Source organism: Duganella sp. CF402 (genome assembly GCF_900109645.1).
GTDB lineage: Bacteria > Pseudomonadota > Gammaproteobacteria > Burkholderiales > Burkholderiaceae_D > Rugamonas.
In genome coordinates this window covers 653555-677307 of record NZ_FOBG01000002.1, presented here as the reverse complement: position 1 = coordinate 677307, position 23753 = coordinate 653555, and the positions used below count along the sequence as shown (strand labels likewise).

Genomic DNA, 23753 nt, shown 5'->3' with positions numbered 1-23753 from the left:
TATGTCAGTCAATTTGAGCAAGGGCCAGAAGATCTCGCTGGAGAAGGAAGCCGGCGGTGCGCTTGGCCGCGTGACGATGGGTCTCGGCTGGGACGCTATCAAGAGTAAGGGCTTCCTCGGCTTCGGCGCCAAGACCGAAGCAGTCGACCTGGACGCTTCGTGCGTGCTGTTCGATGAAGGCCATCGTCCGGTGGATGTGATTTTCTTCCGTCAGCTGAAAAGCAAGGACGGCAGCGTGGTCCACACCGGCGACAACCGCACCGGCGCCGGCGATGGCGACGATGAGCAGATCAACGTCGACCTGAACGCGGTACCGTCGAATATCAAGAGCCTGGTGTTCACGGTGAACAGCTTCACCGGCCAGACTTTCGCGCAGGTGGAGAATGCGTATTGCCGTTTGCTGGATGCAGGCAATGGCAAAGAGGTTGCCCGTTTCAACCTGTCGGTGCAAGGACCGCACTCGGCGCAGATCATGGCCAAGCTGTATCGCCACAATGGCGAGTGGAAGATGCACGCGATCGGCGAGAACGGTAACGGACGTACTTTCGACGACCTGCTGCCGCAGATCGCCGCTCACTTATAAACGATTTATAACGATTCCCGCTGTGAGTAGTCTTTAACGGAGCACTGTACCGGCAGTGCTCCGTTTTTTTTCATTAGAACGAATGACGCAAGCCGAGGCTCAGCATGGTGGTGCGGGCGTCAATGTTCTGGCCGGCGCCCGAGAACAGCGGCACTTCCTGCGTACCCAGCGGGATCAGGATGGCGCCCGGACCGCCCGCCAGCGGCAGCGGGGTAGCGCTGCTGACCACCGCATTGCCGCGACGGTCCTTGATGCCGCCAAAGCGCGTGTAGAAGGCGGTGCGCTTGGAGAAGTTATAGTCCACGCCCAGCATCAGGCCGCGATCCTTGCCCTTGGTGTAGTTGGTGAAGTAGGTGTTGAGGAACACCGCCGTCAAATCAAACGCGCCGACCGGATGCTTGAGGGTGGCGGTCCAGGTGCGCACTTCAGGATCGGTATTGCCGCGCAGGGTGAACTGGGCGTTGTGGCCGGCCACGGCGATCGAGGTGCCGACGCCGGGGAAGGTGTACTTGGCGGCCGCCATGTAGGAAGTGAAGTGCTCGCCAAAGAACAGCGGCACCAGATTACCGCCCGCGACTACGCCGATCGGCACGTTGTCGAAGTTGTTGCGGTGGTAGGAGGCCAGCGCCACCAGTTCGTCGGTGCGGTAGGCCAGCATGGCGCCGGTGGTGCGGCCACGGCCGCTGGCGGTTTCGGTGCCGGCCGTCAGGCCGCCGACGATCTGGCCGGTGGCGCCGGTCGCGACCGGGGTCGACGAGGTGGCCACCGAGCGCGCTGCGCTGATGCCGCTGCCGATGCCGGAGTTGGTGGAGTACGACGCGATCGCGGTCCACGGCCCTTTCTTGATGGCGTAGCTGATCTGGTTGTCCTGCCAGGTCTGCACGGTGTTGACCACCAGGCCGGCGCCGAATAAGTCGGTCGAGCCCAGCGCTTCCGGCGTGACCAGGTAGTAGGAGATCAGCATCGGACTGGCCTGGCGGCCCAGCTTGATTTCGCCGACCGGCGTGGTCAGGCCGACGTAGGCCTGGCGGCCGAACAGGCGGTTGTCGTTGGCGAGGCCGCCGTTATCGATGGTGACGCCGCCCTCCAGCACGAACAGGCCGCGGTAGCCGCCGCCCAGGTCTTCCACGCCTTTGAAACCAATATTGCTCTGGCGCGTGTGCGAAGGGGTCAGGCGCGAGGTGACGGTGGCCGGTGAAGCGATGCTGTTCGGTACCGGCGTGGTGCCGCTGACGCCGAACACGGTACCCTGTACATTGCCCTGGCTTTTATCGACACGGTCGAGGCCTACATCGAGCGTGCCATACATCGTGACTGAGGATTGTGCGGCAGCGTGGCCAGAAAGAATGGCGAGCGCGGACAGGCACGCTGCGTAGGCGGCAGTTCTCTTCATGTGGTTGTCTCCGTTGTTGTGCTTCGTTGTTGTGTTTGTAATGTGGACTTTATAGCAGTGCCGTAAAATTAGCACGTATGTTCGTTTCGGAGCGTGGTTTGAAAAACACACTAAACGGTTTAGACGGTACTAGCAGATGGATAGCCTTGCTGGTGGCGGGGGCGTTCTTCATGGAGAATCTGGATGGCACCGTGATCACCACGGCGGTGCCCGACATGGCGCGCGCGTTCGGCGTGGCGCCGCTGGCCCTGAATATTGGCGTCAGCGCCTATCTGCTGACCCTGGGCGTGTTCATCCCGATCAGCGGCTGGGTGGCGCAGCGCTTCGGCGCGCGCCGCGTGTTTGCGGCGGCGCTGGCCATCTTCACGCTGGCCTCGGTGCTGTGCGGGATGGCGCACAGCCTCACCGAGTTTGTCTGGCTGCGCGTGCTGCAAGGCGCGGGCGGCGCGATGATGGTGCCGGTCGGCCGGCTGGTGGTGCTCAACAATACGCCCAAGGACAAGCTGATCGCGGCCATTGCCACGCTGACCTGGCCGGCGCTGGTGGCGCCGGTGCTGGGGCCGCCGGTGGGCGGCTTCATCACCAGCTATGCATCGTGGCGCTGGATTTTCTACCTCAACCTGCCGCTTGGCCTGATCGCGCTGGTGCTGGCGTGGAAGCTGATTCCCGACCAGCGCGCCGCCGAGCGGCGGCCGTTCGACTGGCCCGGCTTTGTGCTGAGCGGCAGCGCCTTATTCCTGTTGACCTGGGGCGCGGAAGTGATCGGCGGCCAGCAGCCGGACTGGCAAGAGGCCGTGGCCTGCCTGCTGATTGGCTTGCTGCTGTTGGCCGCGCTGGGCTGGCACCTGAAACGCGCCGCGCATCCGCTGATCGATTTGTCCTCGTTTGCGATTCCTACTTTCACCATCACCATCGTCGGCGGTTCCTTGTTCCGCATGGCGATTGGCGCCGTGCCATTCTTGCTGCCGCTGATGTTCCAGCTCGGCTTCGGACTTGACGCCTTCCATTCCGGCCTGCTGGTGATTGCTGTGTTTGCCGGCAACCTGATGATGAAGCCGGCTACCACGCCCATCCTGCGCCGCTTCGGCTTCAAGCCCGTGATCCTGGTGAACGGCCTTGCGAACGTCAGCGCGCTGGCGGCCTGTGCCTTGCTGACGCCGGCCACGCCGGTGTGGCTGATCGCCGCCATCCTGTTCGTCGGCGGCCTGACGCGCTCGATGCAGTTCAGCGCGCTTAACACCATCGCGTTTGCCGATGTGCCGCAGCCGCGCATGGCGGCGGCCAATACCTTGTTTAGCACCGCCTTCCAGGTCGCGCTGGGGCTTGGCGTGGCGCTGGGTGCGACCGGTGTGCGGCTCGGCCATTGGAGCGCGCAGCAGCTCGGCATCGCCGACTGGCCGGCCATCGATTACCGGCTGGCCTTCCTGCTGGTGGCGCTGGTGAGCCTGCTCGGGCTGATCGATGCATTGCGCTTGCAACGCAAAGCGGGGGCCGGGTTATAGGGCTATAATGTTTCTATGGAAAAACTAAAAGACTTCTCGCAGATTGTGGACCAGGCCGCGCGCGGCGAGCTGGTGTTCCCCACCAGCGTCAACGCGGCCCTGCGGTTGCAGCTGGCGCTGGCCGATCCCGACTGCGAAACGGACGACGTGATCCGCAAGGTCTTGAGCGAACCGCTGCTGGCGGCGCGCACTGTGGCGCTGGCCAATGCGGCGGTGTTCAACCGCAGCGGCGTGCCGGTCACCAGCGTGCGGGCGGCGGTGCAGCGGGTCGGCTTCCGCAACCTGTATTCGATGGCCGCCGCGATGGTGGTGCGCCAGTTCGGCGCCCGCATCCGCGACGAGGGCCTGCGCCGCCAGGCCGACCAGCTGTGGCGCCACACCGCACACACGTCGGCGCTGGCCCATGTGATCGCCCGCAAGCTGACCGCCACCGATGCCGATACCGCGCTGTTTGCCGGCATCGTGCATGAGGCCGGCGGCTTTTATCTGCTGTCGCGCGCCGACGAGATCCCTGGCCTGCTGGATGATCCGGCCGAGTGGATGGGCGCGGCGCAGGAAATCATCTCGCGCGAGCTGATGAAGAAGATGGCCATCCCCGAGCCGGTCAGCCAGGCCATCGTCGCGCTGCGCGGCGCCATGCTGACGCCGCCGCCGATCGGCTTGCGCGACACGTTGCTGCTGGCCAAGCGGCTGGCGCCAGCGCGCTCGCCGTTTGCAGCAGCGGAGGAGGGCGTTCCGCTCGACGGCCTGATCGACGACGCCCTGCTGCGCGAAGCTTCCGATGACGCCTCTTCCATGATGACCGCGCTGCTGGTTTAAGTGTTTTAAGTGTTCGCCTCTAATTCGCCCCGAATGTGTGGCGAAAATGATGTTGAAGACACAATTGGCAGCCAAACTCTGGCAATATGCCAACCGCGATGCACGCCATTGCGTGTATCCTATAGTCGTCATACAACAGTAAAACAGCCATGAATCAGATCGCCACCCCGGCCGCAGTCGCCCCGCCCAAGAAGAAGCACCGCAACCTCGCCCAAGGCGTGGTGGAGAGCTTTACCACCAGCATCCAGGCGGGCACGCTGAAACCGGGCGAAAAGCTGCCGACCGAGTCGGTGATCATGGAAATGCACGGCGTCAGCCGCACCGTGGTGCGCGAGGCCATCTCGCACTTGCAGGCGGCCGGGCTGGTGCAGACGCGCCACGGCATCGGCACTTTTGTGCTGGAGCCGCAGCCGGCCAATATCTTCTCGTCCGATACCATCCGCACCATCGGCGACGTACTGTCCATCCTCGAACTGCGCATCAGCCTGGAAACCGAAGCGGCCTGGCTAGCCGCCACCCGCCGCACGGAAGAGCAGGTGCAGTCGATGGACGCGGCGCTCAAGCGCATCGTCGCCTCGCAAAACCGCCAGGGTGCGGTGGAGTCGGACAAGGCCTTCCACCTGCTGATCGCGCAGGCCACCGGCAACCGCTATTTCGTCGATATCCTGAGCGACCTCGGCAACACCATCATCCCGCGCGCGCGCCTCGACTCGGCGCAGCTGGCGCATGACGACCCGGTGGCGTACCAGGAGCGCGTCAACCGCGAGCACGATGATATTTACCACGCCATCCTGCGTCAGGATGCCGAGGCGGCCCGCGCCGCCATGCGTACCCATCTGAGCAACAGCCGTGAGCGCCTGCGTCGCGCGCAGCAGGAAGTAAGCCAATAAGCAACGTTTGAGCAGGCGAGGTCACAGTTGATGTGAAATCGCTTGCTTCCATTTAGATCTAGTTGTACGATGTCATACAACGCGATACGAAATGTCGCCCTCATCCCACCAGACGTCAAAATTGGAGACTGTAAATGCAACCGAATGACCTGAAAAAAATCCTTTCCTCCGGCCTGCTGTCGTTCCCGGTTACCGACTTTGACGCCGAAGGCAACTTCCGCAAGTCGACCTATATTGAACGTCTGGAATGGCTGGCTCCATACGGCGCGAGCGCGCTGTTCGCCGCCGGCGGCACCGGCGAGTTCTTCTCGCTGACCCCACAGGAATATCCTGAAATCATCAAGACCGCCGTGGACACCTGCCGTGGCCAGGTGCCTATCCTGGCCGGCGTCGGCGGCCCAACCCGCGTGGCCGCTGCCTACGCCAAGGAAGCCGAAAAGGCTGGCGCGCAAGGCCTGCTGCTGCTGCCACACTACCTGACCGAAGCCTCGCAAGACGGCCTGATCGAACACGTGGCCGAGGTCTGCAAAGCCACCAACCTGGGCGTTGTGGTCTACAACCGCGCCAACTGCCGCCTGAGCCCAACCTCGCTGGCCATCCTGGCCGACCGTTGCCCTAACCTGATCGGTTTCAAGGACGGCATCGGCGACATCGAACTGATGGTCTCGATCTGGCGCAAAATGGGCGACCGCTTCAGCTACCTGGGCGGCCTGCCAACCGCTGAAGTGTACGCCGCCGCGTACAAGGCGCTGGGCACTCCGGTGTACTCGTCGGCCGTGTTCAACTTCATGCCGAAACTGGCGATGGACTTCTACCACGCCGTCGCTTCGGACAACCACGCCGAACAGAACCGCATGATCGACGAGTTCTTCCTGCCATACCTGGACATCCGCAACCGCAAGGCTGGCTATGCCGTGTCGATCGTCAAGGCCGGCGCCAAGCTGGCCGGCCACGATGCCGGTCCGGTGCGCGCACCGTTGACTGACCTGAATGCCGAAGAAATCGATATGCTGCATAAGCTGATGCTCAAGCAAGGCGCCCAATAATCAGGTAAGCTATTAGTTAGAGCGAAAAACAAATCATAAAGCGCGGCAAGTCCGCGCTTTTCACACATACGGAGCCTAAAAAATGCAAGTAGCAGGAGAAATGATCATTGGTCGCACCGCCTTCGTCGGTAAAGAAGGTACTGTCAAAGCAGTCGACCCATCGCGTAATGTGGAAATAGAACCAGCGTTCGGTTTGGCCGGCGCTGCCGATCTGCAACGCGCTGCCGAACTGGCCAATGCGGCTTTCGATGTGTACCGCGAAACCAGCCTGGAAGTGCGTGCCAAGTTCCTGGAAACCATCGCTGACCGCATCATGGATCTGGGCCCGACCCTGATCGAGCGCGCCATGCTGGAAACCGGCCTGCCGCAAGCCCGCCTGGAAGGCGAGCGCGGTCGCACCTGCACCCAGCTGCGCCTGTTCGCCAAAGTGGTGCGCGACGGCCGCTTCCAGGCCGCGACCCTGGACAGCGCGCTGCCGGACCGCGCACCAGCGCCGCGTCCTGACCTGCGCCTGCGCAAAATCGGCCTGGGCCCTGTGGCCGTGTTCGGCGCATCGAACTTCCCGCTGGCGTTCTCGGTGGCTGGCGGCGATACCGCCTCGGCACTGGCTGCCGGCTGCCCGGTCATCGTGAAAGCCCACTCGGCTCACCTCGGCACCTCGGAACTGGTCGGCAAGGCAGTTGCCAAAGCCGTTGAAGAGAGCGGCCTGCCAGAAGGCGTGTTCTCGATGCTGATCGGCTCGGGCCAGACCATCGGCCAGAACCTGGTGGCGCACCCGTTCATCAAGGCCGTCGGCTTCACCGGCTCGCGCGCTGGTGGCGTTTCGCTGATGCACACCGCCGCTGCCCGCAAAGAACCTATCCCTGTGTACGCAGAGATGAGCTCGATCAACCCGGTGTTCCTGCTGCCAGGCGCGCTGGATAATCCTAAGCTGCCGCAAGCGTTCGCCGATTCGCTGACCCTGGGCTCGGGCCAGTTCTGCACCAACCCAGGCCTGCTGATCGCGCTGAAGTCGGACAAGCTGCAAGCCTTCGTTGATGCTACCGCCGGCACCATCGGCGCCAAGCAAGCCACCACCATGCTGACCCCTGGCATCCACAAAGCCTACACCAGCGGCGTAAAAGGCCTGGCTGGCGTGGAAGGCGTGAAGCAGGTTGCCGCCGGCCAGACCAACGATCTGCCATGCGGCGCGCAAGCGTTCCTGTACCAGGTTGACGCCAAGCGCTTCCTGACCGATACCGCGCTGGAAGGCGAAATCTTTGGCCCAACCTCGCTGCTGGTCGTGGCTGAAAACGAAGAAGAACTGCTGGCCGTGGCCGAGCACCTGGAAGGCCAGCTGACCGGCGCCGTGCACGCGACCGCCGACGACAAGGCGCTGGCCACCAAGCTGCTGCCAGTGCTGGAGCGCAAAGTGGGCCGCATCCTGTTCAACGGCTTCGGCACCGGCGTGGAAGTTGCGCACGCGATGGTGCACGGCGGCCCGTTCCCATCGACCTCGGACAGCCGCACCACCTCGGTGGGCGCGTCGGCCATCGACCGTTTCCTGCGTCCAGTGTCGTACCAGGACGTGCCGGCCTACCTGCTGCCTGAGTCGCTGCAGGATGCCAATCCACAGAAGATCCCGCGCGTTGTGAACGGTGATCTGGTATGGAACGCGTAAATGGCGTGAGCTGCACGGTGGGCGAAAGCCCAACGTGGAGCGCGGCGGAAGGCGCCTGGTATTGGGTCGATATTCCTGCGCGCCGCGTGTGGCGCATGGATGGTTCGACCGGCGCCGCCCGTTATTGGGACAACGCCGAGATGGTCGCCTGCGTGGCGGCCAAATCCGGCGGCGGCCTGATTGCGGGCATGGAGACCGGCATCTTCAGCCTGGAGCTGGGCGAGGCGCAAGCCGCGACGGCATTCAAGCTGGCCGCGCCGGCTGCGGGGCTGGGCGAAGGCATGCGTTTTAATGATGGTCGTTGCGATCGTCAGGGCCGCTTCTGGGCCGGCACCATGTTCATGGACATGGGCGCTGCCAAGGCAGTCGGCCAGCTGTATCGCTACGATGCTTCACGCGGCATTTCCGCGCCGTTCGTGTCCGAGCTGCTGACGCAGAACGGCACGGCGTTTTCGCCGGATGGCCGCACCATGTATCTGTCGGATTCGCATCCGCAGCGGCGCATGGTGTGGGCGTTCGATTACGATATCGCCGATGGCGTGCCAGGCAACCGCCGCGTGTTTGCCGACATGACGGGCCAGGCCGGCCGTCCGGACGGCGCTGCGGTCGATGCCGATGGCTGCTACTGGATCTGCGCTAACGACGGCGGCTATCTGCTGCGCTACACGCCGGACGGCAAAGTGGATCGCCGCGTCGATGTACCGATGCTGAAGCCATCCATGTGCGCCTTTGGCGGCAAGGATCTGGATACGCTGCTGGTCACTTCCATCGTCTCCGGCAAGCCGGAAGATGCGGAGTGGGGCGGTTCGGTGGTGATGCTGCGGCCTGGTGTCAAAGGCGTGGCCGAAACGCTGTTCGGAGCATGATGATGGGGCGGATACTGCAACGGTGTCTGCCCTTTTTATTTGCGGCCTTGCTGGCCGCGTGCAGCACTGCGCCGCTGCAGTATCAAAACCCGATTATCCACGCCGACTATTCCGATCCTGATGCGATCCGCGTCGGCGATATGTACTATCTCGTTTCCTCCAGTTTTAACAGCGCTCCCGGCTTGCCATTGTTGCAGTCGCCGGACCTCGTCAACTGGACGCTGGTCGGCCACGCCTTGCCGCAGCAAGTGCCGCTCGATGTTTTCGCCAAGCCGCAGCATGGCAAGGGCGTGTGGGCGCCGTGCCTGCGCTACCACGACGGCAAGTTCTGGATTTTCTATCCCGATCCCGATTTCGGCATCTACGTGATGACGGCGAAAGACTTCGCCGGTCCGTGGAGCGTGCCTCAGTTGCTGGTGGCCGGCAAAGGCCTGATCGATCCAACGCCGCTGTGGGACGATGACGGCCAGGCGTATCTTTTACATGCTTGGGCCAAAAGCCGCGCCGGTTTCGCCAACGTGCTGACCTTGCGCCGCATGGCGCCGGACGCCAGCCGCCTGCTCGACGATAAAGGCACCGTCATCATCGACGGTAACAAGCTGCCCAAGTACACCACGCTGGAAGGGCCGAAGTTCTACAAGCGCGATGGCTACTACTACGTGTTCGCGCCGGCGGGCGGTGTGGAATTCGGCTGGCAGTCGGCGTTCCGTTCGCGCAGCATCAATGGGCCGTATGAGGACCGTATCGTGATGGCGCAGGGCAGCTCGCCAGTGAACGGTCCGCACCAAGGCGCATGGGTGCAGACGCCGCAAGGCGAGGATTGGTTCATCCACTTCCAGGACAAGCGTGCCTATGGCCGCGTGGTGCATCTGCAGCCGATGACATGGCGCGATGGTTGGCCGCTGATCGGCAAGGATGTTGGCGGCGCCGCCGGCGAGCCGTTGCCGAGTTACCGCATGCCGGTGACCGGTCACGCTGCTGCCGCACCGCCAACCAGCGATGAGTTCAATGGCGCGGTGCTTGGACTGCAATGGCAATGGAACGCGAACTGGCAGCCGTCGTGGTACGCGCTGGGCGAGGGGCGCTTGCGCCTGTTCTCGCAAACGCGTTCCGTCAACCTGTGGGACGTGCCGTCGCTGCTGCTGCAAAAACTGCCGGCTGAAACCTTCACCGTGACTACGCAGTTCGATGCCTCTGGCCTGTCCGATGGCGGCGTAGCGGGGTTGGTGATGTACGGCTCCGACTACGCCTGGCTAGGCACGCGCCGCAACGACGGCAGAACGCAGCTGGCGCTGGTCAGCTGCTACAAGGCTGACTTGCAGTGCCACGAACAGCAAGAAGCAGGCGTGGACCTGCCATCGCCGGGAGTGTGGCTGCGTATGCAAGTGCTCGCCGGCGGCGTCACCCAATTCTCGTATAGCATCGATGGCGCAAAGTACACGCCAATCGGCGCCCAATTCACCGCCAAAATGGGCCGCTGGGTAGGCGCCCAGATGGGCCTCTTCAGCGCCGGCCCATCCGGCCACGCCGACATCGACTACTTCCGCATCACTCCTTGATTCGTTTGTTTTGCGTCAAAGGCGGATACCAAACCACCTCAGTAAAATGGTCACTCACCATGCGGAGGTGTGCCATGAAACGAAGCTACTTGATGAAAGCGGGGTATGACGAGGCACAAAAATGCGACGGTTCCTCGTTAGGGTTCGTCAAACGCCTGCCCGACAACACGTTAAAAGCAACCGGCGTGGTAAAAGGACTGTTACCCAGATAACAGTGCGTTAATTCAGATATTTGAATTGGTAAAAATCGGGTTGTTCCCCTTGGTTACTTTAGTGATTTCGTTTTATTTCACCAGTGACTACTGCCTCTTTAGGACCATCTTGAACTGGGTGATCCATTTTTCTTTGACGTACATTTCGCTGAAGGCTTCGTAGGAGTTGGCGTTGACGGTCCATTGCACGCGGTAGGGCAGGACCATGCTGCCGTTGATGTATTGGGCTTCCGGGAATTCGAGTCCTGTCGCCGTCGGCTTCATGGTGCCGCGGCTGAAGCCACCGTCGTTTTCCACGTAGAGATAGCTCACCACCTTGGCCGCCGAGTCATAGTGGTAGATGGCTTCGCCCACGTAGTCCGGCTTGCCCGGCGTGCGCACGGTGTGGACGTCGCGCAGCGCGTGGCCGTTGAGTATCCATGAGAAGCAATGCTCGTCGGTCTGCTTCCCATCCGGGAATTCGCCTTTCCAGCAATGCCCCGCCAGGAACGCCATCGGCTTGAGCGCTTCGGCCGGCGCGGCTTGCACCGCGGTGGAGGACAGCAAGAACAGCACGAGCAGTGGACGCATGGCAGGTCTCCCGGTTGAAGTCCTGCCAGTATATGTCAACTATGCGGACAAAGTGGTGTTGTGCACCTTGCCGCCGATGGTGACGTTCTTCAGCGTCAGCCCCTTCACGTTATACAGATACCACGGCGCCGCCGCGTTCACCGGCGTGCCGAAATCGCAGTCGCTGATCGACACGTTGGTGACAGGGACCACCGGCGGCATCGGCTGCGGGCCGTTGTAGTCCGACGCCACCGGGCCGAGGATCACGATCGCCTGGAAGCACGACGCGGTCTTGCCATCCTTGGTGACATTGCCGGCCTTGATGTTGGAGATCTGGATGTTGTCCACTACTGGCGGGCGGGTACGCACGTTGTCGCTGATCGGCGTGTAGTCGCAATCGAAGGTGACGATGGCGCCGGCCGCCGTGGCCACGGTCTTCGATTGGATCGGCGAACCTGGCAGCGACGCATAGAACGACGGCGAGATCTGCACGCCGTTTGGCACCGTGCAATCGCGCACGTAGAAATTGCGCAGGAAGCCGCCGCGATTCATATTGGTCTTCATGCGGATCGCCGTGTTGAGCGGATTGGTTTTCCAGTTGGCGTTCTCGAACACCAGCTTTTGCGCGAACACGTTCTGGATACCACCCGCCATCTCGCTGCCCAGGGTCACGCCACCGTGACCGCTGTGCATGATGCTGTTCTGGATCACGATGTTCTGCGAAGGACCGTACTGCGTGTCCAGATCCTTGCCGGCTTTGATGGCGATGCAGTCGTCGCCGGTGTCGAAGGTGCAGCCATCGACCAGCACGTGGTCGCAGGCTTCCGGATCGAAGCCGTCGCTGTTCGGGCCGTGGCTGTGCATCTCGACATTGCGGATTGCGAGGTTGCGGCAGTGGACCGGGTGGTGCTGCCAGAACGGCGTGTTCTGTACGCGATAACCTTGCAGCAGCACGTTGGTGCAGCCGATCAGCTGGATCATCGGCGCGCGCAGGTAGTGGCCGACGCCGAAGATGCGCTTCGACAGCGGCACGCCGGCTTCCGACAGTGCCGGCAGATAGGACGCATCGGCGCGCCATTTATCGCCTTCACCCTGAATCAGCACGCGCTCCGCTTCGGTCAGCGCCGGTGCGACGGTGGCCAGCGATTGCGCGTTGAGCGGATTTACCGTGTTCTCGGACATCTTGCCGGCCTTGAAGTTAGGCGTGGTTCCCTGGCCGATGGAGTTGATGGTTTTCTGTTTGCCCTTCCAGGTCCACCAGCAATCGCCGGCGTCGTTGAACGGTACGCCGCCCTGGCCGTCGAGGATCGCGGTCCAGTCGTCGCCGGTCAGCGCGATGTTATCCTGGCCGTAGGCGTATACCATCGGCGAGTAGTTCAGGCAGTCGTTGCTTTGCCAGCGCGAGATGGTCAGCTTGCCGTGCTTGCCGCAGTCGATATCGCCGTACTTGGCGAAGTCCGCCGGGTTGTGACTGAAGTAGACGTGCGCGCCTTTGTTCAGGTGGACGTTCACGTTCGACAGCAGCACGATAGGGCCGGCCACGAACCAGTCGCCGGCCGGGATCACGACGCGTCCGCCGCCCGCATCGTGGCAAGCCTGGATGGCGTTCTTGATGGCTGCGTAGCAGTCCGGCGCATCGGCGGCCGGCGTGCCCAGTTCTTCCTGGTCTTCGTGGGAGACCCATGCCTTCACCTTGGTCAGCTTGCAGGTCTTGGCGCCATAGGCGGTGATGTTGTAATCCTCTTTGCGGAACTTGAGCGGCTTCGATACACGGTCGATGATGGACTGTGCCTGCAGCCACGGATCGGGCGCGGTGGCGGCAACGGCGGGAAGACTGAACGACAGGCCCGCCGCAGGCAAGGCTTTCATCAGGTTGCGGCGTTGATTATTGATGGTCATGCTGTAATCCTTATTCATCCGAATTGTTGAATTCACCGAGGAAGATATCGGCCGGCGAAGGCGCTTGCGTGTAGCCGAGATCCTTGACGGGATCGATGCCGGCTTTAATCAGGTTGTTCCAGTGGTCGTCCGAGTTGTACTGAGCGGGGCGATAGGAGATCGTGCCTTTCTTGTTCCAGTCGGCCCACGGCTGCTGCTTGTTGATGTGCGATCCGATGCGCGAATTCAGCACCACCATCTTGCCCACCGCTTCCAGCGAGGCACGCGCCACGGTGCCGGTGGGCGCCTTGTAGCCGTTGGCCGGGCCGTAGGTGCAGCTGTAGCCTTCCACCGCCAGCGGTGCGTATGGCGTGCAGCGCGAGCTATGGAACCACTGGCGAAGAAGATAGAAGTTGCCGGTCTTCGCGCCCTCGTGCGTGAAGCGCACGTTGTCGAATACGAAGCCGTATTTGGTCTTCACGTGGGTATCCGGCGCGGCGACATACGACACGCCACGGTCGCCCAGCGTGCGGATTTCGCTCTGGTAGAAATAGGCGGTGCTGTCACCGAAGATGAAGTCGACATCCCCTTCGATGTAGGACTTGTTGAAGAAGCTGCGCACGGTGCTGCCGATCTGCGGCGACTTCAGATACAGCGTGTCCTGGAAACCGATCAGGCGGACGTTTTCGAATTGCGCCTTGTCGGCGCTGTCCACGCTGAGCGCGAGCGCCTGGTGGTGGACGTTGTTGACGTTGGGGAGTTCTTCGGCACGGGCGTTGCCGGTGTCTTTGTTGTAGCCGTTTTCGAAGGTGAGGTTGCGGGCCTGGAAGCCGTTGTTCTGCACCCAGACGGTTTGCGTGCCGAAGGTGCCGATCTGCGCGCGGTCCTTGATGGTGGCGTACATCGCCTGCACTGCCGGTGCGGCCTCGGCGAATTGCGGGCCGTATTGCGCATCGTAGGCCGCGCCGGTGTTGGAGGCGTCCAGTTTTGCGGTGATGCGTGTGGCTGCCGCGTTCTTGCCTTCGCCATACAGTGTGATCGGCGCGGTGGAGACGGGGACGTAGACCAGTTCTTGATACACGCCCGGTTTCAGCAAAATGTAGAGGCGTTTGCCGGCGCTGTCCAGCACCGCGCGGCTGACGGCTTCCTGAACGGTGTTGAAGGTGCGAACGCCGTCCGCGCGTGCGGCCTTGTCCACGATGTAGTCAGGCGTGAAGGACGCGCCCTTGGCCAGTGGATCGGACAGCGGATCCCACGGATCGATGGTTTCCTTTCCGGCTACGCCCACGTACTTCAACACTTCGCTATACGAATACCGCTTTGCCTGTTCCAGCGTCAGTTGCGGGCGCATGCTTGCCGCCGCCGTTTCGGGGAAGGGCGCGAAGCGGTTGGCGCAAGTGCTGGTGTCGTTGGCGCTGATCGCCTCGCCGGACAGTTGGGCGAATTCGATTTTGCGTTCGCCTTTGCCGGCGATGCTGACGTTGCGCAGTTTGACCTGCACGGGGCGCTGCTCGTCGTAGCCTTGCACCAGTACGCGGCCTGGCGTCACGCTGTGCACATCGTCGAAGGCGATGTTGCTGTAGACCGGAATCAGCGTACCTTCGCTGCGGTTCTCGTAGCGCGTGCCGATATCGATCGGCGTTTTCACGGCACGCAGGCAGACATTGCGATAAGTGACTTGATCCACCACGCCGCCGCGCGAAGCATCGCTCTTGATGCGCAGGCCGGAGGTGGTGCCATCCATGCTCAGGTCTTCCACCAGCACGCGGCGCACGCCGCCATTGGTTTCGCTGCCAATGGACATGCCATGCCCGCTGTAGAAGCGGTTGTGCAGGACGGAGATGTTCCCGGTCGCGCCGTTGTTGCCGGCCTTGATGGCCACATTGTCGTCGCCGGTGCGGATATGGCTGTAGGCGATGGTGACATTGCGCGAGGAGATGGGATCGATGCCGTCGGTGTTGCGCGCGGTGGCTGGCGTGTCGATGCGCACGCCCCATGCGGTGAAGCCGTCCACTTTGTTCAGCGTGACGTGGAAGTTGGGCGAGTTGCGCAGGGTGATCTTGTGCAGGGTGATGTCTTGCGCATTCGTGATCTCGATCAGGCGCGGGACATTCTGGCGAGCGTCTTCCTTTTGCGCGCGGCGGGACAACTGCCACCACGACTCGTTGCCGCCTTCGATGACGCGGCCACCCTGGCCGTCAATGCTGCCGTTGCCGTAGATGCCGCTGGCTTTGGCGTTGTCGATAGTGATGAAGGGCTTGCAGCCGCGCCCTTGCTGGTCGATGGTGCCACAGGTATTGGCGCCACGGTCGTACAGCTTGGGATTGCGGCTGGCTTGCAGAACCGCGCCGTCGTCGATCAGCAGGCTCACACCGCTGCGCAGCTTGAGCGGGCCGGAGACGAATGCGCCTGACAGGCGCACCGCGCGGCCAGCCGGGCAGGTGTCGATGGCGGATTGGATGCGGGCGGTGTCATCGCCCGACGTCACGCTCGCGCTGGCGGTCAGCATGGCGCATGCCGGTGGCGGGGACGGCTCAACAACCTTGCGCGTATCTTGCGCGTGCACTGTGCCGGCGGCCAGCAGCACGGCCAGCCAAGCCGGCGCGGCGCTCCACCCAAGCGGCTCTGCAGCGAGATGAGGGCTGCGTCGCTTTTTCACTGCTCGCTCTCCGGCTTGAAGTGGCCTGCGGCTTCCGGCATGGCGCGCTTGATCTCTTCCATCACCATGCGCGAGAAGTAGGCTGCTCCTTTGGCGCCAAGGTGGGTGCGGTCAAAGGCGGTCTTGGCGGCGCCCGCGACTTCTACTTTGCCAGCCGGCTGCGGCAGGTCATAGCCTGCAGGACGCGGCACCATGGCCAGCGTGTCCGCTTCGTCCTGGCCCATTGCCTGCACGGCGGCGTAGCTATCCGCGTTCAAATCGAGCAGCGGCGTTTTCTGCGCGGCGGCAGTGGCGCGGATTACGTCTGCCCACGGCGCGAGGTTATTCTCCAACAGGCCGTCCTTGAAGGTGCGGCGCGTCAGCGGCGTCACCAGCACCGGCACGCCGCCCAGCGCTTTCACTTCCTGTGCGTAGCGCGCCATGTTGACGGGGAATTCGGTTTTCAGATCGGTCGAGCGGCCAGGCTTGCCCGGTTGGTCGTTGTGGCCGAACTGGATCAGCACATAGGTAGCGCTGTAGGCGGCCGCGCCGCGCAGCAGACCTTCCACTTCGTCCCAACGGCCTTCGGCGCGGAAACTGCCGGAACTGCGGCCGCCCTTGGCCAGGTTGATGCAGGTGTTGGCGCGATTCACGCGTGCGCAGAAGGCGTCGCCATAGCCGCTGGTGTTGGCCATCGTCGAATCGCCAATGAGAATGAAGCGCACCGGCTTGTCGGCCGCGTGCGCAGCGCCACCCAGCAAGGCGGCTGCAAGAAAGGTAAGAATGGTTTTCATGCGATATCCAGGCAAAAAAAAGGCGCCGGCCTTGGAGTCGGTCCGGCGCCCATCGTCAGGCAGGAATCAGAACGTGTAGGTTACACGCACGTTGTAAGAACGGCCGATCGGGCTGGCCGCGCTGCTCAGGTAACCAAAGCTATACAGGCTGCTGTTGGTCGCTGGCGGCTCGGCGTTGAACAGGTTGGTGATGCCGCCCACCACCTGGATGTTCTTGAAGCCGCTGTACGTCGCGGTGTAGTTCCACTGCTTGTACGAGTTGATGTTGCGCCAGTACTGCTTGGCCACCAGATTCTGGTCGGTGTACTTCGAGTTGTAGTTCTGGGTCAGCTGCATGTTCCAGTTGCCCTTGGCCCAGTTAAACTTGGCAGTGTGCTTCCAGCGGTAGGTGATGATCGGGAAGCTGGAGGTGGTGCCGTTGCTGGCCAGGCCGAACTGGCCGATGTTCGAGACGAACGGGCTGCCCGCGTACAGCTGGTTGTCGAACTGGGTCAGGTAAGTACCGTCGATCGACACCTTGAAATCACCGTACGAGGTTTTCGGGAAAGCATACGAACCCGATACGTCCACACCAGCGGCTTTCTGGCCACCCAGGTTCATGGTGGTGTTGTTGATGTAGTTGATGGTGCGGTCGGCGTTACGCACGAAGTACGACGCATACTTCTCCGGGTACAGGAAGTAGACTTGCTCCGGCAGGTTGGCCAGCATGTCGGTCATGCGGATGTTCCAGTAGTCCAGCGAGATCATGCTGTTCTTGACTGGCTCCATCACCACGCCCAGCGTGTAGCCTTTCGACTTCTCTGGTTTCAGGCCGGCGTTGGAACCGGTCTGTTTCGGCAGGGTGGTGTTGCAGACGGTCGACGCCACATAGCCTGGCAGCGCGGTGCCGGTGCCGGCCACGCCTGGAGTGCCGCCTGGGCACAGTACCGGATCGTCCCACTTGGCAGCGGTCAGGCCGGTGGCACCTGGCAGGCGGTAGCCGTAAGCGTCGAACAGGGTCGGTGCGCGGAAGCCGGTGTTGGCCGAACCACGGAACATCAGCTGCTTGCTAGGCTCCCAGCGGAAGCTGACCTTTGGATTGACGGTGGTGCCGAAGTCGTTGAAATGGTCGGCACGCACGGCGGCGTTCAGTTCCAGGGTCTTGGTCACCGGTGCATTCACCTCGGTGAACAGCGCGAACACATTGCGCTGGCCTTCGCCGTGCGACGGGCTGGTGTTGGCGTAGGTGACCTGGCTGACGATCGGCAGCTTGGTGTCTTCGGTGGTGTCGCGGTGCAGGTCGGCGCCGATTGCCATTGCCAGCGAGCCGCCCGGCAGTTCCATCAGCGCGCGGCTGGCGGTGATGTCCACGCCGGTGAAGGTCGACTTCGAGGTACGGTTCTTGGCGCCGTCCACGCTGATCGAGTCCAGGTAGGCCTTGCCGTCCGCATCCTGCAGGCCGAATGGATTCAGTTTGCCGTTCTTCAGGCCATCCAGCAGGCCCTGGCCGGTGACGTAGCCGTCGTAGTAGTAGTTGTCGCGGTTGGAGACGCCGAACACCAGCCCGGCCTTGTAGTCCCAGCCCGCCAGCGTGCCTTCGTCGCTGATGGCGAGGCGCTGGTTCAGCTGCACGTCCTTGGTGGTGGCCAGGCCCAGATCGGCCACGGCCCAGGTCAGGGTCAGCGGTGCATCGTTCAGGCCCGCCACTGCTGGCACGCCGCCGCTTTTACCCGGATACCATTTGCTGGTCGACGGCAGGGTGACTGCCACGCCGTTGACGGCCAGCGCGTTGGTCGGATTGCGGGTCGCCTTGATGAATTCCTCGCCGCGCGAGTAGTCGACGTTGATCACGTGATCTTCGCTGACCTTGTAGGCGCCACGTGCGTAGAAGGTGACTTGCTGGTTGGCGTACAGCGCGGTGCCGTACTCGTTGTTGTCGATGACGCAGGTGCCTTTTTGGCCGACGATGGAGTACGGCGCCAGGCAGCCGCTGGCCGCGTACGGGTTCTGCGCGTTCTTGTTGGTCGGCGTGGTGAAGTTGGCCGGGGTGGCGTTGCCGCCGGTTCCCAGGGTAGGCGCGCGGCCCAGTGCGGTCAGTTTCTCGTTAGAGCTCAGATACGCGCGGTCCGATGCTGCCAGGCGCGTACGCTGGTGCGCGTCGACAGTGGCGTAGAAGCTCCAGCCGTCGCGTTCCAGATTGCCCTTGCCCCAGGTGGCGGTCAGGCGCTGCTCGTCGCCGCCGCCTTTTTTCTCAGGCTGCACGGCTTGCGCGGTCAGTTGCGTGCCTTCGAACTGGGTCTTGGTGATGAAGTTGACCACGCCGCCGATGGCGTCGGAGCCGTAGATCGAGGAGGCGCCGTCGCGCAGCACTTCAACGCGGGCCACGGCGCTCATTGGAATGGTGTCCAGGTTGGCGTAGCCGTCGGCGATCGCCTCATTGGCCAGGCGGCGGCCGTTCAGCAGCACCAGGGTGCGGTTCACGCCCAGGCCGCGCAGGTTGATGTTGGTACCGGAGCCGGCGTTCGATGGCGCCAGCGAGGCCGATTGCGGCAGTGCCATCATGAAGTCGGCGAGGGTGGTCATGCCTTGCTTGACCAGGTCTTCTGCCTTGACGGTGGTAACAGGCAGCGATGCTTCGTTGGCGACGCGCTTGATGCTCGAGCCGGTCACTTCGACGCGGGTCATGTTGGCATCGTCGCTTTGCGCGTAGGCTTGATTGGTCAGCGTCAGCACGGCCAGGCTAATGGCGGACAGCAGCAGGCGGGGTTGTGCAGAACGGTTCTGGACCGGGTGCTCGGACTTCATGGTGTTGTCTCCTTCGTCTCTTGAATAAAGTTATACGCGGTGCTGAAAAGCGCCTGCGTGAGTGGAGCACCTCGCGTACTCCGTGCCGCTAAGACGAGGGCCGCTGCGCTGCCTGCGCAGCCGGGCCGAGGTCGAGTCGGTCGATAACTTGATTACTTTATTTTCGCGGCCGGCTTCAAGGCCGGTCCTGCGTTGCTACTGATGCTGCGTATATGCTGCTTGTATGCTGCTTATATATTGCTTATCCGCGCGAGAAAGTGCGGGTCACACGTTCCAGGTGGGCGCGCATGGCTTTGCGCGCCGCTGCCGGATCGTGGGCGGCAATCGCCTCCAGGATGCGGCGGTGATCTTTCAGCGTTTCCTGACGCAGTTCCTCGGTCTGGAAGTGTTCTTTGAGCTTGTGCCACAGGCGGCCGCGCTGGTCCCACAGGTAGTTCAACGACCCGACCAGCGCACTGTTACCAGTGGCGCGCGCAATGGCGAGGTGGAAGTTGCGGTCGGCCTGCTCGTTGCTTGAATAGTTGGCGTGGTTTTGCTCCATCTCCACCACCGCTTGCAGGATGGCGTCGACGGCGCTGTCGGTGGCGACGCGGGCGGCAATGGCGGCGATCTCGGATTCGATCAAGCGGCGCGCGGACAGCACTTCAAAAGGACCGGGACCGGCTTCCGGCAGGTCGGCTTGCGCCGGTTCCGGCAGTTCGCTGACGTAGACGCCGGAACCGCCGCGCACTTCGATCACGCCGCCGAGTTCCAGCGCGATCAGCGCTTCACGCAGCGAGGCGCGGCTGACACTGAGCTTGGTCGCCAGGTCGCGCTCGGACGGCAGGCGTTCGCCGGCGCCGATGTTTTCGTTGCGGATCAGTTCCTGGATGCGGTCGGCCACGACGCGGTACAGGCGCGGTTCGTGGGCGTTGCTGTCGGCAGGAAGTGCGGTCTTTTTCAACATTGCTGTCTCGTGTGTTTTATGTGGCTTATTGAATTGCCATCTGGTCAGGCCATTCTAAGGTGGTCAGACCAAATACGCAATGTGGACTAGCCAAATTAATTTTTAAATGGCATACTGAATTCATCGAGCAGCCGTCTGCGCCCCATGTGTACAAGGTCTCTTCCCTAGCAAACATGCGGTTTTCAGACTGTGGCGCGCTGGCCACAACACCGAGATGGCCGGCCAATAACAGAAGTGGTCAGACCACTTTTCGAGACCAAAAAACAACGTAGGAAAGCCAGATGACCACTCCGTCCAGCGCCAACAGCCCGCGCTACATCCTCATGCACGATAACGATAATGTGGCGATTGTCGTCAACGATGGCGGCCTGCCGGCCGGCGCCGTGTTCCCCAACGGCTTGACGCTGCTGGAAGCGGTCCCGCAAGGCCACAAGGTGGCGCTGCGCGACCTGGCCAAGGGCGATAAGGTCATCCGCTACAACGTCACCATCGGCTTTGCGTCCAAGGACCTGCCGGCCGGCAGCTGGCTGGCCGAGCACAATGTCGAGATGCCGGCCGCGCGCGAGCTGGATGGCCTGCCGATTGCCACCGTCAAGCCGCCGCCGATGGAGCCGCTGGAAGGCTACACCTTCCAGGGCTTCCGCAATCCGGATGGCAGCGTCGGCACGCGCAACATCCTGGCCATTACCACCACCGTGCAGTGCGTGTCCGGCGTGGTGGACTTTGCGGTCCAGCGCATCAAGAATGAACTGCTGCCGAAGTACCCCAACGTCGACGACGTGGTGGGACTGGAGCACACTTACGGCTGCGGCGTGGCGATCGATGCGCCGGGCGCGAATATCCCGATCCGCACCATTCGCAATATCGCGTTGAACCCTAACTTCGGCGGACAGGCAATGGTGGTCAGCCTCGGTTGCGAGAAGCTGCAGCCGACGCGCCTGTTCCCGAAAGGCTCGATCCCGATCCAGAACGCCGGCGGCGCCGATCCGGGCCTCGTATGCCTGCAGGACGCGCAGCACGTCGGCTTCATGTCGATGATCGAATCGATCATGAAGCAGGCCGAAACCAATCTGGCGGAACTGAACAAGCGCCAGCGCGAAACCGTGCCGGCCTCGGAGCTGGTGGTGGGCGTGCAGTGCGGCGGCAGCGATGCCTTCTCCGGCGTCACCGCCAATCCGGCGGTCGGCTTTGCCACCGACCTGCTGGTGCGCGCCGGTGCCACCGTCATGTTCTCGGAAGTGACCGAAGTCCGCGACGGCATCGACCAACTGACTTCGCGCGCCACCACGCCGGAAGTGGCCGAGGCCATGATCCGCGAGATGGCGTGGTACGACGAATACCTCAAGCGCGGCGGCGTAGACCGCAGCGCCAACACCACGCCGGGCAACAAGAAGGGCGGCCTGTCCAACATCGTCGAAAAGGCGATGGGGTCGATCGTGAAGTCGGGCAGTGCGCCGATTTCGGGCGTGCTGTCGCCGGGCGACAAGCTGACGCAGAAAGGCCTGATCTACGCCGCCACCCCAGCCAGCGATTTCATTTGCGGCACGCTGCAAGTGGCGGCCGGCATGAACCTGCACATCTTCACCACGGGTCGCGGCACGCCGTACGGCCTGGCCGAAGTGCCGGTGATTAAAGTCGCCACGCGCAACGATCTTGCCAATCGCTGGCACGACCTGATGGACATCAACGCCGGCCGCATCGCCAGCGGCGAAGCCACGATTGCGGAAGTGGGCTGGGAGATGTTCCAGCTGCTGCTCGACGTGGCCAGCGGCCGCGAGACCTATGCCGAAAAATGGAAACTGCATAACGCACTGGTGCTGTTCAACCCGGCCCCAGTGACCTGATAATCAAGCGAGACACGAACATGGCAAAACCATTCAAACGATTGCTGCTGACCGGCGCCGCCGGCGGCCTGGGTAAGATCCTGCGCGACCGCATCAAGCCTTGGGCCGATGTGGTGGTGCTGTCCGATATCGCCGACATGGGCGAGGCGCGCGAAGGCGAAGAGATCGTGCAGTGCGACCTGGCTGACAAAGCGGCCGTGATGAAGATGATGGAAGGTGTGGACGCGGTGCTGCACTTCGGCGGTATCTCGACCGAGAACACCTTCGAGAACATCATGCAGGCGAATATTCTGGGCACGGCCAATCTGTACGAGGCCGCGCACAAAAAGGGCGTAAAGCGCATCATCTTCGCCAGCTCGAACCACACCGTGGGTTTCTACCGCAACACTGACTACATCGATGCGACTGCGCCAACCCGTCCGGATTCGTTCTACGGCGTGAGCAAATGCTTCGGCGAACAGCTGGCCAGCTACTACTGGGACCGCACTGGTTTGGAAACCGTGTGCCTGCGCATCGGCTCCTCGTTCCCGGAACCGGTGGACCGCCGCATGATGGTCACGTGGCTGAGCTACGACGATCTGGAAGAAGCGCTGCGCCGCTCCTTGTTCGCGACGCGGGTCGGCTTCACCATCCTGTTCGGCATGTCGAACAACGACGTGGCGTGGTGGGACAACAGCAAAGCGTCGCACATCGGCTACAAGCCGAAAGACAGCTCATCGCAATTTGACGCCAAGTTCCCCGACAGCGGCGACTACCCGGACCGCAACGCCTCCGTCACCTACCACGGCGGCGGCTTCGCGCTGGCCGAGGTGCGCTACAAGGACTAAATTTTTGCCATCAACTCGTCTATCCAAGCCATGAAGGCGCGCAGTTTGGCGCTGATGTGGCGGTTTTGTGGATAGGCGAGGTACATGGGCATAGGGTCTATCGTCCAGTCCTCCAGCAGCGGCGTGAGTTCCCCGCGCGCCGCATGCGGCTGCGCCATGTAATGCGGCAGCCAGAGTACCCCCATCCCGGCCAGCCCTGCCGCCAGATAGGCGTTGCCATCGTCGGCGGCGACGATGTAGCGGGCGCTGACCGCTACCGATTCCTCTCCACCACGGCGCATCTTTGCGGCACGCACATTGCCGCTGCTGGAGAGCAGAAAGCCGACTATCTGCTTTATCTCCGCCGGATGCGAAGGTGTTCCTTCGCGACGCAGGTAGTCCGGTGCCGCAAAGAGACCCAGCTTCAAATCGCCAATGCGCTTTGCCACCAGCGATGGCACGGTAATCTCGCCGCCACGCACCACGCAGTCCACGTTCTCGCCGATGACATCGATATTGCGGTCGCTGACGCCCATGTCGATCTGTATGTCGGGATAGCGCCGGTGGAAGTCCGGCAGCGCGGGCATGAGGATGAGGCGCGCGAATGGACTTGGCACATCGATGCGCAATCGCCCGCGTGGCGCTGCCAGTTCGTCCGTCAGATCGTTATCGGCATCTTCGAGATCGCCCAGCACGCGTACCACGCGGTCGTAATACGCCGCGCCCTCGGGCGTTACCCTGACCTGCCGCGTGGTGCGGTGAAGGAGCTTGACCTGTAGCCGCGCTTCCAACTGCTGCACTAGCTGCGATACGGTGGTCTTGCTCATGTGGAGCGTTTGCGCAGCCTTGGTGAAGCTGCCTGCTTCCACCACGCGCACGAAGGCCAGCAGGGTGTCGAATCGGTCCATAGGATGATTGTTTGGGATCGCCAAACAGTCATTGTACGACTTGCGTGTTTATCGCGCTGCAGCCAGTGGCTAAAGT

General features: G+C 62.6%; 19 protein-coding genes. 11 read left to right on the top strand and 8 right to left on the bottom strand.

Annotation, left to right across the window (positions count from 1 at the left end; genetic code table 11):
• Position 1 precedes the first annotated feature (1 nt).
• Positions 2 to 583 (top strand): TerD family protein, encoded by a 582-nt coding sequence (locus tag BMZ70_RS21015; RefSeq protein ID WP_092279077.1) that lies wholly within the window; start codon positions 2 to 4, stop codon positions 581 to 583.
• A gap of 73 nt (positions 584 to 656) precedes the next feature.
• Here the strand turns inward: BMZ70_RS21015 and BMZ70_RS21010 are convergent, their stop codons facing one another.
• Entirely contained in the window at positions 657 to 1976 is a 1320-nt protein-coding gene (locus tag BMZ70_RS21010) for a porin (RefSeq protein ID WP_092279075.1), read from the bottom strand.
• Between the two features lie 77 nt (positions 1977 to 2053).
• On the opposite strand from BMZ70_RS21010, the gene BMZ70_RS21005 reads away from it, so the two are divergent.
• The 8 genes from BMZ70_RS21005 (at position 2054) to BMZ70_RS28415 (ending at position 10530) form a co-directional block, all read left to right on the top strand.
• Positions 2054 to 3478 (top strand): DHA2 family efflux MFS transporter permease subunit, encoded by a 1425-nt coding sequence (locus tag BMZ70_RS21005; protein WP_092279073.1) that lies wholly within the window; start codon positions 2054 to 2056, stop codon positions 3476 to 3478.
• Positions 3479 to 3493: 15 nt separating this feature from the next.
• Positions 3494 to 4297 (top strand): HDOD domain-containing protein, encoded by an 804-nt coding sequence (locus BMZ70_RS21000; protein ID WP_092279071.1) that lies wholly within the window; start codon positions 3494 to 3496, stop codon positions 4295 to 4297.
• 149 nt (positions 4298 to 4446) lie between these two features.
• Positions 4447 to 5187 carry a FadR/GntR family transcriptional regulator gene (locus tag BMZ70_RS20995; protein ID WP_092279069.1) on the top strand — a complete coding sequence of 247 codons (741 nt, stop codon included), beginning with the start codon at positions 4447 to 4449 and terminating at the stop codon, positions 5185 to 5187.
• A gap of 134 nt (positions 5188 to 5321) precedes the next feature.
• Entirely contained in the window at positions 5322 to 6233 is a 912-nt protein-coding gene (gene kdgD / locus BMZ70_RS20990) for a 5-dehydro-4-deoxyglucarate dehydratase (protein ID WP_092279067.1), read from the top strand.
• 82 nt (positions 6234 to 6315) lie between these two features.
• On the top strand, positions 6316 to 7893 hold the full coding sequence (locus tag BMZ70_RS20985; RefSeq protein ID WP_092279065.1) for an aldehyde dehydrogenase (NADP(+)): 1578 nt from the start codon (positions 6316 to 6318) through the stop codon (positions 7891 to 7893).
• A complete protein-coding gene (locus BMZ70_RS20980; RefSeq protein WP_092279063.1) occupies positions 7881 to 8759 on the top strand; it encodes an SMP-30/gluconolactonase/LRE family protein in 879 nt (292 codons plus the stop codon). Before BMZ70_RS20985 ends, BMZ70_RS20980 begins: the two co-directional genes overlap by 13 nt.
• Before the next feature lie 47 nt (positions 8760 to 8806).
• Entirely contained in the window at positions 8807 to 10318 is a 1512-nt protein-coding gene (locus BMZ70_RS20975; RefSeq protein ID WP_229205520.1) for a glycoside hydrolase family 43 protein, read from the top strand.
• A gap of 74 nt (positions 10319 to 10392) precedes the next feature.
• On the top strand, positions 10393 to 10530 hold the full coding sequence (locus tag BMZ70_RS28415; RefSeq protein WP_165403607.1) for a hypothetical protein: 138 nt from the start codon (positions 10393 to 10395) through the stop codon (positions 10528 to 10530).
• Between the two features lie 87 nt (positions 10531 to 10617).
• Here the strand turns inward: BMZ70_RS28415 and BMZ70_RS20970 are convergent, their stop codons facing one another.
• From BMZ70_RS20970 to BMZ70_RS20945, 6 genes are all read right to left on the bottom strand, one after another.
• Positions 10618 to 11100 carry a hypothetical protein gene (locus BMZ70_RS20970; RefSeq protein WP_092279059.1) on the bottom strand — a complete coding sequence of 161 codons (483 nt, stop codon included), beginning with the start codon at positions 11098 to 11100 and terminating at the stop codon, positions 10618 to 10620.
• 39 nt (positions 11101 to 11139) lie between these two features.
• On the bottom strand, positions 11140 to 12978 hold the full coding sequence (locus BMZ70_RS20965) for a glycoside hydrolase family 28 protein (RefSeq protein ID WP_092279553.1): 1839 nt from the start codon (positions 12976 to 12978) through the stop codon (positions 11140 to 11142).
• A gap of 10 nt (positions 12979 to 12988) precedes the next feature.
• Complete coding sequence (locus BMZ70_RS20960) at positions 12989 to 15616, bottom strand: pectinesterase family protein (protein WP_092279057.1); 2628 nt, start codon at positions 15614 to 15616, stop codon at positions 12989 to 12991.
• A complete protein-coding gene (locus BMZ70_RS20955) occupies positions 15613 to 16389 on the bottom strand; it encodes a rhamnogalacturonan acetylesterase (protein WP_092279055.1) in 777 nt (258 codons plus the stop codon). The genes BMZ70_RS20960 and BMZ70_RS20955 overlap by 4 nt, the downstream gene beginning before the upstream one ends.
• Before the next feature lie 66 nt (positions 16390 to 16455).
• Positions 16456 to 19173, bottom strand: coding sequence for a TonB-dependent receptor plug domain-containing protein (locus BMZ70_RS20950; protein WP_092279053.1), 2718 nt, complete (start codon positions 19171 to 19173; stop codon positions 16456 to 16458).
• A gap of 241 nt (positions 19174 to 19414) precedes the next feature.
• Complete coding sequence (locus BMZ70_RS20945; RefSeq protein ID WP_092279051.1) at positions 19415 to 20119, bottom strand: FadR/GntR family transcriptional regulator; 705 nt, start codon at positions 20117 to 20119, stop codon at positions 19415 to 19417.
• Positions 20120 to 20400: 281 nt separating this feature from the next.
• Between BMZ70_RS20945 and garD the strand changes: the two genes are divergently transcribed.
• Both garD and BMZ70_RS20935 read left to right on the top strand, forming a co-directional pair.
• A complete protein-coding gene (garD, locus tag BMZ70_RS20940) occupies positions 20401 to 21963 on the top strand; it encodes a galactarate dehydratase (RefSeq protein WP_092279050.1) in 1563 nt (520 codons plus the stop codon).
• 20 nt (positions 21964 to 21983) lie between these two features.
• Positions 21984 to 22790: an NAD-dependent epimerase/dehydratase family protein gene (locus tag BMZ70_RS20935; RefSeq protein WP_092279048.1), complete on the top strand. Its 807-nt coding sequence runs from the start codon at positions 21984 to 21986 to the stop codon at positions 22788 to 22790.
• Here BMZ70_RS20935 and BMZ70_RS20930 read toward each other — a convergent pair.
• Positions 22787 to 23677: a LysR family transcriptional regulator gene (locus tag BMZ70_RS20930; protein WP_092279046.1), complete on the bottom strand. Its 891-nt coding sequence runs from the start codon at positions 23675 to 23677 to the stop codon at positions 22787 to 22789. The two genes, BMZ70_RS20935 and BMZ70_RS20930, sit on opposite strands and share 4 nt — an antisense overlap.
• Between the last annotated feature and the right edge of the window lie 76 nt (positions 23678 to 23753).